Here is a 15,932-nt window from a genome sequence, read left to right as displayed (position 1 = left end):
TAAAAACTCATCATCTTGCTTTAGAAAGCCCTAATAACCAAAAGTGTAAAAACACCCATTAATTATCACTTTACACTTATAGTGTAATTTTACACTATAATCATTTTATCGTAAAGCAAATATAACATCTATTAAAATCACGTTAAAAACATACTAATATTTAGTTCTATAGCAATCACAGTACGATTTTTATTATTACGAAAAACAATATATAAATCTTTTATATTCAACGCTCGGTCGTACATTATAATTTTTGAAGCCTTCCCATTTCAGGAAAGGCTTCTTAATTTCCAGCAGGGATTTTTTGCAATTTGTTGTATTTCATAGTTATATAGGAATATAACTACATATTTAGAAAGGAAATGATTATGACTGAACTTAAAGATCGACTACAAGTAGCTGATAAAGAAAAATGGGATTTAGCGGATATTTACCATACAATTGAAGATTGGGAAAGCGATTTTCATAAAATTGAAGTTTTAACGAATGAACTACACGAGTTTAATGGAAATATTCACGATGGTAATAGTTTATTAGCTTATTTAACAAAGAGTGAAGAAATTTCTAGCATAATATCTTTAATGTTCGCTTATGCACGATTACAATCGGATCTTGATACACGCGATACTGACGCTCAATCCCTTGTCGATAAAGTATCACAATTACACGTGAAAGTAAGTGCGGCTAAATCTTTCTTTTCCCCATTCTTGCTTAGCGTAGATGAAAACACATTACATGCTTACATAGAAGAAGCAGAAGGCTTACAATATTATAAAGAAGACTTATTTGAATTATACCGTTATAAAAAACACGTATTAAATAAGGACCAAGAAGAAATTTTATCACAAATGGGTGAAGCACTCTCCTCCCCGCAGCATACATACGGCATGTTAAATAATGCAGATATACTATTTGGTGAAGTGACTACTGATAATGGAGAGAAAGTAAACTTAACACGTGGAATGTATGCAAAGTTAATAGAAGATGAGAATCGTGAGAATCGTAAAGAAGCTTATAAAGCTTATTACAAACCATATGTTCAGTTAAAAAACTCTATCGCTTCTACTTTATCCGCAGCTATTAAAAATAATGTTACCGTTTCAAAGCTAAGAAAATATCCATCGGCTTTAGAAAAATCATTATTTGGCGATATGGTTCCGAAAGAAGTATATGAAAATTTAATTGATACGACGAAAAAAAACATTCAATCATTACATACATATAATGAACTTAGAAAAGAAAAATTAAATGTAGATGAACTAAGACAATACGACTTGAGTGTTGATTTAGTAAAAGGTGTAAAACAAGACATTTCATACGACGAAGCGTTTGACATAATGATCGCGTCACTCGCTCCTTTAGGTGAAGAATATATTGAAACATTAAAAAGCTTTAAAGATAAACGCTATATAGACGTGAGAGAAACACCTGGAAAACGTTCTGGCGCTTATAACTTTGGTGTATACGGTGTTCATCCTTTCATTCTTTTAAACCATCATGATGATTTAAACAGCCTTTTCACTCTTACTCATGAATGCGGTCACGGTATGCATACGCATTACTCACACGGATACCAACCAAGAATTTCTGCACACTATACTATCTTTGTTGCAGAAGTCGCTTCTACAGTAAATGAAGTGTTATTAATTCACTATTTATTAAAAGAAGCAAAAGAAACGAACGTGCGTAATCATTTAATTAACCATTTTATTGAGAGCTTTAAAGGTACTTTCTTTACACAAATCATGTTTGCTGAGTTTGAAAAAATTACACATGAAATGGCCGAGCAAGGTAAACCATTAAATGCCCAAGTCTTTAGTGAAATTTATGAAAAGTTATTTAGAGAATATAACGGTGATTCACTTGTATTTGATGAAGAAGTAAAATACGGCTGGTCTAGAATTCCTCACTTCTATCGTCCATTTTACGTGTACAAATACGCAACTGGATTTGCCTCTGCCATTCAAATTGCCGATAAATTATTAAGCGGCGATCCAAATGCTCAGAAAAACTATATCGAATTCCTTAAAGGTGGAAGCTCTGATTATCCATTAAACCTACTTAAAAAAGCTGGTGTTGATTTAACTACACCAGAGCCAATTGAAAGTGCACTAAATCGTTTTAGCTCACTTGTTGAAGAGTTTTCAGCATTATAAAAAGCATGCAGAGTATATACTCTGCATGCTTTTTTCATTTCGGTTACTTTATGCCAAATGTTGCTGCGTCACACAGTGAATCATGCCACCATACGCAAACAGTTCATTTACATAAATACCGACAATTCTTCTTCCTGGAAACTGCCCTTCTATGATTTGAAGCCCTAACTTGTCATGTTCATCCCCATATATAGGAACTAATACAACTTCATTTCCAATATAATAGTTCAAATATGAGCCCTTACAGTCTGCTTCTTTTACCACTTTTCTTGTCACCGGTACTGGTATGAGCTGAAATGACCTTCCATCTATATTTCTTGCTTGTCGCAATTCTTGATAATGCTTTTCGTACGCCTCCAAAAAGTATGATTCGCCTTCCCCGAAAGGATCATATTCATAAAGAATTGTATTTTCATTTACAAAACGTGCTGCCCCATCAATATGGTAATCTGTATCTTCATCATAATTATCCTCTCCGCGAATGCCCGTTATCCATATAAAATTCGTTACTCCCAAATACTTCGTTAATTCCATTTCAATCTCTTCCTGGCTTAGTGTAGGATTTCGATTTTCATTTATAATAGAAGTTTTTGCCGCCATTAACGTTCCATTTCCGTTTATCTCTATTCCTCCACCTTCTAGACAGACACTAGATTTAACTTTTGGAATACTATATGTTTCACTTATTTTCGCCGGAATAACAGCATCATTTTCATACGGATATTTATCTCCCCAACCATTAAAAATCCAGTGTGTTAGGCGGAGATTTCCCTCTTTATCTTTTACAAATATCGGTCCATTATCTCTGATCCAAATATCATCAGTTTCTTCAATTAAAAAATCGATTTTATCCATATTTACTTTCGCTTCAATTAACTTCGATTCAACATGCACTTTTTCTTCATCATTATATACAACAATATGCACATTTTCTCCGTAATGAAGCTCCTTTACCATCGTTATCCAAATATCATCCAACTTAGCTCTGTAACCTTCACCCCTATGAGTCTTATCATGAGGCCATTGGAGCCATGTTCCTTCATGTTTCTCCCATTCTGCCGGCATATAAAACAAACTATTTTCTATATTTCTCATACATGTTCACCCCTTCTCTGAATGTAAGTCCAGTCTATACTTTGACATCGTGTTAAGGTCAACAGAAATATTTTCATTTTCTTGAAGCACCATCATAAAACAACTCTTTATTTCTCCTTGTGATACACTACCTCTCCTTGTAAAACCGTCACTAAAACTTTCGCATTCGGAATCTTATCGACACTCATTTTAGTAATATCTTCATCTAGTAATACCATATCAGCCGATTTTCCTACTTCAATCGAACCTGTAATTTTATCAAGACCTAATGCTTTAGCTGGCTTAATTGTATAGGCATCAATAGCTGCGTATACATCAGACAAGCCCTTTTCATCAATGCTTAATGCATTCGAAATCGTCACAAGCGGATTCAGTTCATTTACATCCCAATCACTACTAAGCGATACATTTGCTCCTGTTTTCCAAATTCGCCCTAATGGCATAATTCGTTTCATCTGTTGATCTGAAAAATACGTACTTGCCCAGCTTTGTTTAGGATCTTCCGCAAAATCATGGCCTACTTGAAAATCAGCGCTAATACCTAATTTAGCAAAACGATTTATATCACTATCTTCTACCATTTCCACGTGCGTAAGCGTATAAGGCTGATTCGCGCCTTCTTTTTCGCTGCTTCAATCGCATTTAAACTCTCTCTTACTCCACCATCCCCAATTGTGTGAATGAGTGCACCGTAACCAATTTTATTAAGCTCCGTCAACCACCATTTCATTTTTTCTTCCGGAATATAGTTCAAACCATACGGTGTTCCCTTAAACCACTCAAATTTATATTTTTCTAGTATTTTAGCTGTACTGTTAATGCTAATTCCATCACTATACATTTTCACTTGATTAATAAGCATTCGAGATGATACATCATCGCGCTTAATTTTTTTGAAATACTCCATTTGTTCTGCTTCATTTAAATTCGGGTATACCCACGGGCGAAGTACTACTCGCGTTGTTAGTTTTTTCTCGTCATTTACTTTATTCCAAACGTCTAACCAGCCTCGCTTCCAATAAAGACGGCCATCACCCACTGTAGTAATACCATTCTTCGCAACCTCATCTAATCCATCCAGCAAACCTTCATAATTTTTTTCAAAGAGTTTCGGCTGGGAATTCCATGCTTTTTCCATCACGATATCTCCTGCTGTATCATAAAGAATCCCAAACGGGTCTCCTGTCTCTGGATCCCGAATGATTCTTCCGCCTTGCGGATCTTTCGTATCTTTATTTATTCCCGCTAACTCGAGTGCTTTTGAGTTAACCCATACAGCATGAGAGGTTCTTTCCATAATTAATACTGGGTTATTAGGAAATAATTCATCAAGAACTTGTAATGGAGTTTGTTGTTCTGATTTTTCGTCCATATCTTTTAACAGCTCTTCCAAACTAAATCCCGTTCCACTGATCCATTCGCCATCTTTCACATCTTTTTTACAAGCCTTTAAATACGAGCGTTGTTCTTGCAGGGAAGCATCTGGTGAGACACTACAATTCCCTGCTGCTGGTGACTTTGCTTCAAATATATGGTTATGATTGTCCACAAAACCAGGGAGGATAAAACGTCCCTGTAAATCCACCACTTTCGTATCTTCATTTATAAATCCCTCTACATCCTTGTTTGAACCAACAAATGTAATTTTCCCTTCTTTAACGGCTACAGCCTCTACGATGTCTTGCTTTCCGTTTGAAGTATAGATTGTACCATTTTTAAACACTACATTTTTAGGTAACTGATTAGGTAGAACAGCGCTACCATTTTCCCCTTCTCCTACTCCAGGAGTACATGCCGAAATCCATACCATACTAAAAACCATACCATACTAAAAACCATACAAATAATCATGATTGTTCTTCTCATATTCTTTCTCCTTTTTATTATGATAAATTGCTTTCGTATATAGAATAAGGATTGACATAATGTTAATGTCAATCCTTATTCTCATTCTATTTTCGTAACTAAAAAACAAATTTGTGTCACATACTCCTCTACTAAACAATCACATTCAGGTCCCTTTATATAAACTTCATATGGGTGACTATCTATTATATAGCCATTACTTTCCACCCACTCTTCTAATGCCATATAAGCATAACCTATATAGTCATAGCTGCCATAATGCATAGTAGTAACAATTTGATGCTGATTTAGCTTTTTTATTTCACACTCTTGTAATACACCTTTATTGTCATCATCCATAACCGGAATTCTTAATTCAATATCACTGTGATTTGGAATATACTCTTTATCATAAAAAACTACGGATGGAGAACCGACTATTTGAAAGCTACTTTTTTGTACATTTTCATATAAGTCATAAAAATAATCATCCATATCATCTATATCTATTTGTAATCTTTGAGCAATTACCGTTATTTCATTTCTCATGCCAATTAATATATCGTAACTTCTATGACGAGCAATATTAAGACCATTGTTCATACGTACCATTTCATTCATTTCAGAAATAACCTGTAAATTTTGTTTCACCTCATGAGACAACTCTATAATTTGCGCTTGCATATGTTTAATAAATGAATCTTGATCTGATGATTGAAGAATGACTTTAATTTTCGGTAAAGGAAACTTGTACTCCCTTAGCCTTTTAATTTTCAATGCTATTTCTAGCTGTCCTTGCTCATAATATCTATATCCATTTACCGGGTTCACATACGCTGGTTTTAATATCTCCTCTTTATCATAATGCCTTAACATTCGTGTACTCATTTTACAAATCCGCGAAAATTCAGTAATTGTATACATATAAATACCCCTTGAATACATTTTCTTATACGCTTATTTATTAAAACCAATCAAAAATTTTTCTAATTGAAGAACCTTCATTCTGATTGCTCAATCTTTTCATTTTTGAAGGTAACAAATGACTCGGACAATACCACGTTAAACAATTCATTGCGCCTCCCATAGTCGATATTTCTCCTACATGAATTTGAATAACTTGTTTTTCCGTATACTGTTGAATATATCGTAAAACTTCCCCGTCTTTATCTAATCCAAACTTAGGAACATAAAGGGCGTCACATGTTTCTAACATATTTATATATAAACCTTTTGCCGAGGCTATTTCTTGATCATATTGTCCTTTCTCTGTATATGACGAAGGAACAACTATAAATTCAGCTTTTGGCATTTGCTCTTGAATAATCTCTTGAACATGGTATCTAAATTCATGATCCCCTAGAAAATCACTAATAAACATTGTGTGTTCATCAATAAATTTAACCATTCCGTCTGCGTGCGCAAGCACATCTCCTTCTTCAGCAGGAATAATAATAACCCGGCTCACATCTAAATCCCACTCTAATTGCTCAATTATTTCCTCTTCTGTCCAATCATCGTTATCATCAAATATGCGTTCTGTTAATATAACGGTATCTTTTTTATTCCAAATAAGATTACCACCATCCAATATTAATGGTGATTTCACATACTCAAAGTCATTTTTCTTCAACCATTTATTAAATTGTTGATCTAAATATCGTCCTTGATCATCTGGTAAATAATTTGGTCGATATTTAAATTTAACAAGATGATTCGTTACAACTGGTGCAACATCTCTTAGCCAAATATCATCATATTCGAAAAAGTTTGTATGAAAGTCTTGCTCTTCAACAGATAAAGATATAAGGTGATCGGTAAATGATTTTTTTTCATTTAAGTATTCATTAAAGTAAATAATGTCTTCATAAAATGGTTGATAATATTCATTCGATTCGTCTGGTATTGCAGTAAAAATAATTCCATTATGTTGTTGTTCCATATTATTTACCTCGCTTTTCAATAATGATTGAATAACTGATTTCAATAAGCCATCTATTTCTCTTTTCATTACAATTTTTGAAACGTGCACTTTTCATGAATGGATTATAGCACGGAGAAATTTTATATATTTATATAAAAAATATAAAGCTGTCGTTAAGCCGTAAATTGACTCTTGACAAGATTTTTAAATGAAGTATTTCATGACAATATTAAAAATATAATCATCGTACAATTAACGATTAGATGATTTTTTTATCAAGATTCATATCCATTACTTCGAACAGACCGTTTTGATTATATAAATTTAATAAATGTGTTTCTATCCCTATACAAATCCCTTCTAGTGGAAGATCGTTTGGGTCCTGACCAAATGGATCTTCAATTTCAACACCTATTGCTTCAATCCCTATAAATGCAAAACTTATAAACGTAGTTGCAAGTACTGTAACCCACCCAAGACTATCAACAAGACCAATCGGTAAAGTCCCGCAAAATATGAGCAGTAAAATTTTAATATGAGCAAAATATGCAAAAGGAATAGGCGTCGTTTTGATACGATCACATCCACCCACAGCCGTAAGCAGAGTATTCAAATCAGCTTCCATATTAATTATTGCATTTGGATGAATTTGACCCGTTTTCAAACCTTTTGATAGTATAGTTTTTAACATAAAAACTATACTAATCGGTAAATGAATAGACCCAGTCAATATTTCTTTTTCCTTATCAGAACAAATATCAAGCAATGCTTTTATCTCAGATAAATCTTTTTCGTCTCTCAAATGTCCTTTCGCTATCTTTGGAAAAGCAATTAATAAATGTAAAAATTTTAGCTTTTCCTGATCCGTCTTTTTCCCTTCAGACTCCCAATAACATAAAAAACTAACTGCTAAATTTCTAGTACAGGCACCAATCGCACCAAATAACTTTCTACCTTCCCAGTACCTATCATAGGCAGTGTTAGTACGAAAAACTAACAGTAGGCCTAAAGCCCCTCCAACAATTACCCAAGGAGTTTGATTAATTTTTATTGCTGCATAATAATAATTAATTACAGTTACTATCGTTGAAACACATATATATAATAAAATTTGCGGGAAAATATCTCTTATAACTGTTCCCTTTAATGTAAATATTTGATGTAAACTATTTTGATTATTGTAATGAACCATATTTACAAAAACCTCTTTCTTTATTAACTTGTTATTCTTTAAATTATGAAAGTATACAATTAAATAGTAGAATCATAAACCCTATTATTATGAAACTGGTTAAAATTATTTCTTTCAATACCGTTACTCCTTTTTACCAAAAGATATAACATCTTTTTTGATTTAAACAACAAATGTTCACTCTTCTAAATCACGACGCATTATTTTAGAATTTGCAATGAATAAAGCACTAATTAATACAAAAATCGCGCAAGCATATAACAATGAATCAATTGGACTATCATGATCTATAATAATTAAACGAACGATAGCAGTTATACCTATATATATAAAATAACGTAATGGAAAATGAAAATTCATTTGAAAGTACTTTATAATCATTACGATGAATTCAAAATATAAAAAGAATACGACGATACTATCAATCAAATGATAACTAGATTCCTCACTATTTAATTTAAGTTCTTGTATAAATTGAATAACTTCTTTCATCAGAAACACACTTAGAACAATCCCTAAGCAAATCAAAGCAACATTTAAAATGTACTGTAGAATGATAGGGAACAACGAAAAAACTTTTTTTAAATTCTTTAACACAAACATTTTTCTCCTTTTCCATATAAAACAATAATGACAATATATTTTTATTTAATTATCATTACATTAAAATTATACATTTCATTCTTATTACAGATGTTAAAACAAGACAAAATAAGTAAAGATAGCATTTCACCTATTTTGTCTATAAAGCAACATAACGAAACTATAATCGATTACTTCAATTGAATCGGTTGTTGCTGTGTAACACAATGAATCATTCCGCCATTTTTATAAAGCTCTCTCACATCAATACCGACTACTTTACGATCCGGGTATAACTTCTGAATCGTATCGTTTGCGATTTTGTCATTTGGGTCATTATAGTTAGGCACCAATACAACTTTATTCCCAATATAATAATTGATATACGACCCCTTATAATCGAGAGTTTTTCCACCTTCTAAAGTAACTTTATCTTTACTAAGCGGTAAGTATTCATATTTATATTTCTTTCCTGAAGCATTTTTTGCATCTAACAATTTATCCATATCTTTGTTTGACAAGCCCCATTCAGCCAAGTCATCTTCTTTCATCGTTACAATGGTAGATTTATCATGGAATTTAGCAAATCCATCAATATGAAAATCCGTAATATCTAAATTAGGTACTCCATCTAACCAAATAAAGTTTGTCACCCCAAGGTCACTTATATATTTTTCAATTTCCTTTTCTGATAAATCAGGATTTCTATTTTTATTCGTTACTGCACTTCGAGTTAATAAAGCAGTCCCATTGCTGTCTAATTCAATTGCGCCACCTTCAAGGACGAATTTCCCCCAATCAATTCTTTCAATCCCTAATTGTTTACTAACATTCTCACGTACACGGGCATCATTTTTATAAGGAGTTTTCTTCCCCCAACCATTAAATGCTGGATCTAATATTTTTAGATTTTTATTATTGTCATAAACAAAAATTGGTCCACTATCTCTTGCCCATACATCATCAGTAGGCGCTATAAAGAAATCAATCTTCTCCATATTTAGACCTTCATCTGTTAAAAGCTTATTAATTCGCTCTTTTTCTTCCTGATCATATGCAACAATGTGGACTTTTTCACCCTCAGTTAAAGTACTTGCCATCTTAACCCAAATAGGTTCAACTTCTTTTTTATACTCTTGACCGTATGTGTATTCATGTGGCCATTGTAGCCATGTACCTTCATGTTTATCTTTTTCATCCGGCATCGTATATTTCCCAATGTTTTTCTGTACCTCTACTTTTTCACCCTCTTTCCCTTTAGCATTTTCATTATTCCCTTCAAAAGAACATCCACTAATAATCGCTGTAGATAATGTAGCTATTAAACAAAACTTTACTACTTTTTTCATTTTTCACCCTCCTGTTCGTGTCTCCAATAATGTAAAGCTTCACATAGTGTGAAGCTCAAGCTTTTTCATCAATGTAAAAATTACCAATTATTCTTCCGCATGATAATTACATAATTTCAATACAGATAGATGACATTCACAAAACAAATCCCCTATATTTAACATTAATATCATTTAACTTCCTTCATAAATTTATTCTAATATTAATCCCCTCTCATACATGCTTGTTCACTAAATAAAACATTATTAAATAAAAAAATCGGTATTGATAATTACATATCAATACCGATTTTAAAATAATTATTTTCCTTCTATTAAATCATTCGCTAATTTCCTAAACTCTTGATTAAATGTATCATTCATACCATTTTGTACGTTAGAGAATAATATTACAAACGTTCTTTTATCCCAGTTAAAATTATTAAAAGTGTTCCAACCAGCTAATACACCATGATTATGATAATAATCTGGGTAAATATAGAAACTAAATCCATACTTTCTAGCGGGTGATACAGTAAACATATCTGATAAACTTTGTTTAGAAAGCAGCTTCCCATCCATAATTGCCTCATCTAACCTTTTCATATCATCAACTGTAGTGTACATTTCACCACAACCATATAGCCAATTCATCCTTAAACGAGGCGTAGCTACTAACTCATTATCTTTTTTCGTATATCCTTCTGCTAAAAACATATCTCCTGGGAAAGTGGCACCCATCCCAGATTCATGCATTCCAACAGGAGTAAAAATGTTTTCTTTCACATAGTCAGCAAGTGGTTCATTTGTTATCTTTTCTACAATATATGCAAGCACCATATAATTATAATCTGTATATCTCCATCCCGTTCCTGCAGGAAATTGTAACGTTTGCGCTCCGATCCAAGTTACTAACTTTAAACGTGACGCTGCATCAACACTACCTTGTCCCTGTTCTGGTAACCCGGACGTATGTGTTAACAAATTTCGTAACGTAATGTTTTTATCTGCTGGAAACGATGGAATATACTTATTTACATTGTCTTCAATATTTAATTTCCCTTTTTCTCTTAGTTGCATGATAGATACTGCAACGACTGTTTTCGTAATAGAACCAATGCGATATTTCGTTCTTGGCGTTGTTAATACATTATCTTTTACATTCGCATACCCGTAACCTTTTCTTAAAATTACATGGTCTTTACTAGCTACAAGAACACTCCCATTAAATCCTTTATCTTTTAAATATTGATCTAGTTTTGCTGCTGCAATCTCATAACGTTTTTGCTGATTCGCATCGACTTTCGGTTTATCATTTTCAAATTTATTCTTAAAACCTGAAAATGCCTTCAAATTATATTTCTTATCTTTATTTGCATATGTTAGTGCAGCGACACTCCCACAAAAAACAGCAAAAATAAAGAAAACAATTAGCCATTTCTTAAACATATAGGGACCCTCTTTTATCCAGTTTCACTTTATATTTTTCCATTCTATTCTATACCTTTTAATTTTCAAACACTTTATAATCTATCTATCATTCATTATATTACACTAGATTCCTTTTTCTCACACTCAAATTTTAACTACTCTCTATTGTAGTTCTTTTTTACAAATTTTCTACCTTACAATCGGATACATCTAACTTTAATTTAAATTTTTTATGTAACATTCGTTACACATTAACAAGAATGGAGGTGTTAATTTGAAAAATACTGATAAACGCAATCGTTTAGATGATTTGATGTTTCACTATCGAGTAACAAGAAACAATATGATTTCAATTGAATATTACAGAAAACAAATTATGACTTTAAAAGGAAATGATGCTGAAAAATTTTTAAACAAAATAAATCGGGCAAGTAATGAAAAAGAAAAACAACTTATTATGGCTAAAATTACAAGCAATTTCAAAAGAGGAAATGAGCGTTAATGAAAACGAATCTCATTTCTAAATTGATTATACAGCATATTAAAAAAGAAATGTCACGCCCACGACATTTCTTTAGATTTTCTTCATAAAAGATTTACATTTTTAATATTCTTTTACTTTTACATAAACTTACCACTGAAATACAAGCGGTGCTTCTTATTTAATTACACAATAAATGCTTCATTACGTCTTCAAGTAATACGTTCGGCTTTAAGACCTCATTTTCCGTACGCCATCCAATAAATCCATCTGGTCTTATTACTATCGCTCCTCCATTTTCTATCCCGTATAGTTTTCTAATAGAGTTACCTTGATCGATGAAATCACCAGTTAGACCTACCTGATACACTTTTATCTTTACGCCTAATCGAGATGAAACAACATTTGCAGCTTCAGTCCAAGCACTAGACTCTTCTCCAGTAAGTAATACAAAGTTGCTACCAAATAGATCAAGTATAGAAACTTCTTTTCCTTCATAAGTTCCCCAAAAATGTGGCGCACGCGTTCCAGGGCGTCCGTTCAAATCAACTATATCCATTCTATGCGGTGTGTTACATTCATCTATAATTGCTTCTGAGCAATACTGATAACCAGCAGTGACAGCTAAATTATCCATATTACTCAAATTACCTTCCTCTCTGCCCGCAGCACGAAATAATATACTACTCGCATGGTGCGTCGTTAATTTTGCAACAGGGTATCTCTCTTCATGATATGTTTCTAACAATTTTGGTTTTGCTGCCCCTTTTATAACAGCCGCTAATTTCCAAGCTAAATTATGCGCATCTTGTATTCCTGTATTTGAACCGAATCCTCCTGTTGGCGGCATAATATGTGCAGAATCGCCAACTAAAAAAATGCGATTCTCTTGAAATTTTGTAGCTGTACTTTCAGTCGCTTCCCACGGTAAAACACTTAATATTTCTGACTCTACATTTGTGCTTCCAATTGCTGTTTGAATAATTTGTTTACAGCGTTCTATAGTGAAATCCTCTGGTCGCTCTCCTTTTATTGGATCATAAGCTACATGATAGATCCATTTACTCACGTTATCGACCGGAATAAGTGCACCAAGAACCTCCGGATGAAGTACCATAGAAAAACCAAAGGCGTCTCCTTGTATAAATCCACTTAAATCAGCCTCAAAATAAATATTCATATAATAGCCACCGATTGTACCGCGACCTTCAGTTGTAATCCCTAACTGCTCACGTATTTTACTTTTGGCCCCATCTGCTGCAATTACATAGTCACAATGTATGACACTTTCGTTTTCTGTTTCCCGATCTCGAATAGTTGCTATTACCCCATTTTCATTTTGTTCAATAGAAACTAGTTCATGATAAAAAGATAGCTTTCCGCCTAATTTTTTCACGTATTGTAACATCATCTCTTCTAAAGTAATTTGATAACAAGCAGTTTGTTTTGACGGACTAATCTCTCCTACTTTTTGAAGTAACTTTTCATCGTTTCCATACTGAGTCGCCCTCATTTGTGCCAATTCTTCATTATTCGCCTCAGCTATTGTATGAACCGCTATTCTTCCTCGGCAATTTTCTAATGCTTTTCCTGCCAATTTAATACTATTTTCTAAACCTAACTCTCGAAATAACTCCATCGTACGTAAAGTAAGCCCGCCTGCTTTTGGATGAATTGCAGTAGACAGATGCCTTTCAATAAGTAAGTACTCAATGTTCTGTTTTCCAAGAAATAACGCAGACGCTAATCCTGATAATCCCCCTCCAACAATTAAAACTGGTACATAATTCGATTTCATATATTTACCCTCCACATCATTGTTCTGAGCTCAGTGTCATAAATATAATCAAAAAAAACCATTAAAATATAGACTTATATTTCATTTTGAATTATCATATAGATAGATTACGCCCCAAATTACTTTTATCCTTTAATACATCTACAACTCACCTAAATTGTGTGTGTATTAAAGGATAAAAAAGAAGAGCCTACTTTACGTTGAGCTATTTTCTGATGTAGACGTCCAAAATAATAAAAACATTATAAGCGATCGTAACCCTATAGATTATAGAAGGTTACGATCGCTTATTTTTTTGGAAATGCCTTCCCCTTTATCATCTGCAGACAACGCATTGTTAAATCATTTTCTATTTTTTAAAACTTCATCCATTGTAGTATGTAAATCTTCTAATTCCTTTTCTATTCCCTATAATAAATACTCCATGATTTTCAATACACAAAAATTGATTCGTCTCGATTTTCTTTCTCAATATTGCATCGAATATACCAATCATGTAGCATTACCGTATCGATGTAATGGTTCATCATCTTAAACCTTTCGACTAATTACCAGGAGGCAAAGTGATTGAAATGAATAAACAAGAACAATTAAATGTTATTAAAGAAGATTTTATTAATTGTCAAAAAGTATTAGTGGCAATTGGTGACGAAACACGTCAAGCTATTTTGTTAGTTCTAATGAAAACAGAATGTCAAACTGGATTACGTGTTGGAGAAATCACTAAACAAACACACCTTTCTCGACCAGCAGTATCACATCACCTTAAAATTTTACGAGAAGCCGGTATTATTTTAATGCGTAAAGAAGGTACAAAAAACTTTTATTATATTGATATACGTACAAAATTAGGTTTATTAAAAAACCTTGTATTAGATATTGAGAATCTATTGCAAAATTTTTATTGAAATAAAGATGCGGTATTTGGAGGTACAAGAAATGAAAGCAATGATAATTAATAAGTATGGGAAAGTCCCAATATGTATGACAGAGGTACCTACTCCTGAAATAAATGAGTATGAGGTGCTCGCAGAAATTCATGCAGCTAGCATTAACCCAATTGATTTTAAAATACGCGATGGAAAAGTGAAGTTGTTACTTAAATATAAAATGCCCCTTATTCTTGGTAATGACTTTTCTGGTGTCATTGTAAAAGTCGGAACAAAGGTGACTCAATTTAAAGTTGGCGATGAAATATATGCACGTCCAAGAAAAGATAAGATCGGTACTTTTGCGGAATATATAGCCATTCATGAGGATGATATAGCCTTAAAACCTAAAAATTTAAGTTTTGAGGAAGCCGCTTCGATTCCACTCGTTGGATTAACATCATATCAAGCATTACATGACATCATGCAATTACAAAAAGGACAAAAGATTTTGATTCACGCTGGATCCGGCGGTGTTGGTACTTTTGCTATTCAATTAGCAAAAATAATGGGTGCCACTGTTACAACAACTGCCAGTGAGGCTGGTGCGAATTTAGTAAAGTCTCTTGGTGCAGATGAAATTATTAATTACAAAACAGAAAAATTTGAAGATATACTAAAAAATTATGATGCGGTATTTGATACAATCGGTGGATCAACACTTGACAAATCATTCGATATTATAAAAAGCGGAGGGAAAATTGTTTCCGTTTCAGGAATGCCGAATGCTCGATTTGGTAAAGAATTTGGTTCCGGATTTTTTAAAACACTCTTATTTTCATTAGCAAGTAATAAACTTACTACACTGGAAAAAAAGCATAATGCTCAATATTCATTTTTATTTATGAAGCCAAGCGGGGATCAACTACGTATAATTGCAAACTATATTGAATCCGGAAAAATCAAACCTGTAATCGATCGAGTTTTTCCTTTTGAAGATGCTCAAAAAGCAATGGAATATTCAGAGTCTGGAAGAGCAAAAGGAAAGATAATTGTAAAAATTAAATAATAATAAAAACTCCATTTTAATCAATCTTTTTGAAAAATGGAGTTTTTGTATTTGCTGTTAAATAGACACAATGCACTGAAGTCCTTACAATAGATTGCAAGGGGAAATAATAAATTATACTTTTAGTTAACTTTACAAAGAATATATATGTACAAATACATA

12 protein-coding genes and 1 pseudogene are annotated in these 15,932 nt (G+C 32.8%); 4 read left to right on the top strand and 9 right to left on the bottom strand.

All coding sequences use genetic code 11. The annotated features are described in order from the left end of the window. The first annotated feature begins 368 nt into the window (after positions 1 to 368). On the top strand, positions 369 to 2,156 hold the full coding sequence (pepF, locus tag CDB3_RS06875) for an oligoendopeptidase F (protein ID WP_128853867.1): 1,788 nt from the start codon (positions 369 to 371) through the stop codon (positions 2,154 to 2,156). Positions 2,157 to 2,204: 48 nt separating this feature from the next. Here the strand turns inward: pepF and CDB3_RS06870 are convergent, their stop codons facing one another. From CDB3_RS06870 to CDB3_RS06835, 8 genes and pseudogenes are all read right to left on the bottom strand, one after another. Further along, a complete protein-coding gene (locus tag CDB3_RS06870; protein ID WP_128853866.1) occupies positions 2,205 to 3,251 on the bottom strand; it encodes an agmatine deiminase family protein in 1,047 nt (348 codons plus the stop codon). A gap of 107 nt (positions 3,252 to 3,358) precedes the next feature. Next, positions 3,359 to 5,117, bottom strand: a pseudogene (locus CDB3_RS06865) (amidohydrolase). A gap of 81 nt (positions 5,118 to 5,198) precedes the next feature. After that, the gene (locus CDB3_RS06860) at positions 5,199 to 6,020 is read right to left on the bottom strand and encodes a MerR family transcriptional regulator (RefSeq protein WP_128853865.1); all 822 of its coding nucleotides are present in this window, start codon (positions 6,018 to 6,020) and stop codon (positions 5,199 to 5,201) included. A 40-nt stretch (positions 6,021 to 6,060) separates the two neighbouring features. After that, complete coding sequence (locus CDB3_RS06855; protein ID WP_128853895.1) at positions 6,061 to 7,038, bottom strand: agmatine deiminase family protein; 978 nt, start codon at positions 7,036 to 7,038, stop codon at positions 6,061 to 6,063. Positions 7,039 to 7,279: 241 nt separating this feature from the next. Beyond that, entirely contained in the window at positions 7,280 to 8,212 is a 933-nt protein-coding gene (locus tag CDB3_RS06850; RefSeq protein ID WP_128853864.1) for a bestrophin family protein, read from the bottom strand. 177 nt (positions 8,213 to 8,389) lie between these two features. After that, on the bottom strand, positions 8,390 to 8,809 hold the full coding sequence (gene psiE / locus CDB3_RS06845) for a phosphate-starvation-inducible protein PsiE (RefSeq protein WP_128853863.1): 420 nt from the start codon (positions 8,807 to 8,809) through the stop codon (positions 8,390 to 8,392). Positions 8,810 to 8,985: 176 nt separating this feature from the next. Further along, positions 8,986 to 10,143 carry an agmatine deiminase family protein gene (locus CDB3_RS06840; RefSeq protein WP_128853862.1) on the bottom strand — a complete coding sequence of 386 codons (1,158 nt, stop codon included), beginning with the start codon at positions 10,141 to 10,143 and terminating at the stop codon, positions 8,986 to 8,988. A gap of 300 nt (positions 10,144 to 10,443) precedes the next feature. Next, positions 10,444 to 11,571, bottom strand: coding sequence for a serine hydrolase domain-containing protein (locus CDB3_RS06835; RefSeq protein WP_128853861.1), 1,128 nt, complete (start codon positions 11,569 to 11,571; stop codon positions 10,444 to 10,446). Positions 11,572 to 11,827: 256 nt separating this feature from the next. Here CDB3_RS06835 and CDB3_RS06830 point away from each other — a divergent pair, with 256 nt between their 5' ends. Next, the gene (locus CDB3_RS06830; protein ID WP_128853860.1) at positions 11,828 to 12,055 is read left to right on the top strand and encodes a hypothetical protein; all 228 of its coding nucleotides are present in this window, start codon (positions 11,828 to 11,830) and stop codon (positions 12,053 to 12,055) included. A 160-nt stretch (positions 12,056 to 12,215) separates the two neighbouring features. Here CDB3_RS06830 and CDB3_RS06825 read toward each other — a convergent pair whose 3' ends face one another. Next, complete coding sequence (locus tag CDB3_RS06825) at positions 12,216 to 13,832, bottom strand: FAD-dependent oxidoreductase (RefSeq protein ID WP_128853859.1); 1,617 nt, start codon at positions 13,830 to 13,832, stop codon at positions 12,216 to 12,218. Between the two features lie 563 nt (positions 13,833 to 14,395). Here CDB3_RS06825 and CDB3_RS06820 point away from each other — a divergent pair. Both CDB3_RS06820 and CDB3_RS06815 read left to right on the top strand, forming a co-directional pair. Next, positions 14,396 to 14,740 carry an ArsR/SmtB family transcription factor gene (locus CDB3_RS06820; protein WP_128853858.1) on the top strand — a complete coding sequence of 115 codons (345 nt, stop codon included), beginning with the start codon at positions 14,396 to 14,398 and terminating at the stop codon, positions 14,738 to 14,740. 31 nt (positions 14,741 to 14,771) lie between these two features. After that, on the top strand, positions 14,772 to 15,770 hold the full coding sequence (locus tag CDB3_RS06815; protein ID WP_128853857.1) for an NADP-dependent oxidoreductase: 999 nt from the start codon (positions 14,772 to 14,774) through the stop codon (positions 15,768 to 15,770). Positions 15,771 to 15,932 lie beyond the last annotated feature (162 nt).

Source organism: Bacillus sp. CDB3, assembly GCF_002081505.1.
Classification (GTDB): Bacteria; Bacillota; Bacilli; order Bacillales; family Bacillaceae_G; genus Bacillus_A; species Bacillus_A cereus_AT.
Note: the sequence above shows the minus strand (reverse complement) of the source record. Positions and strands in the feature narration are given on the sequence as shown.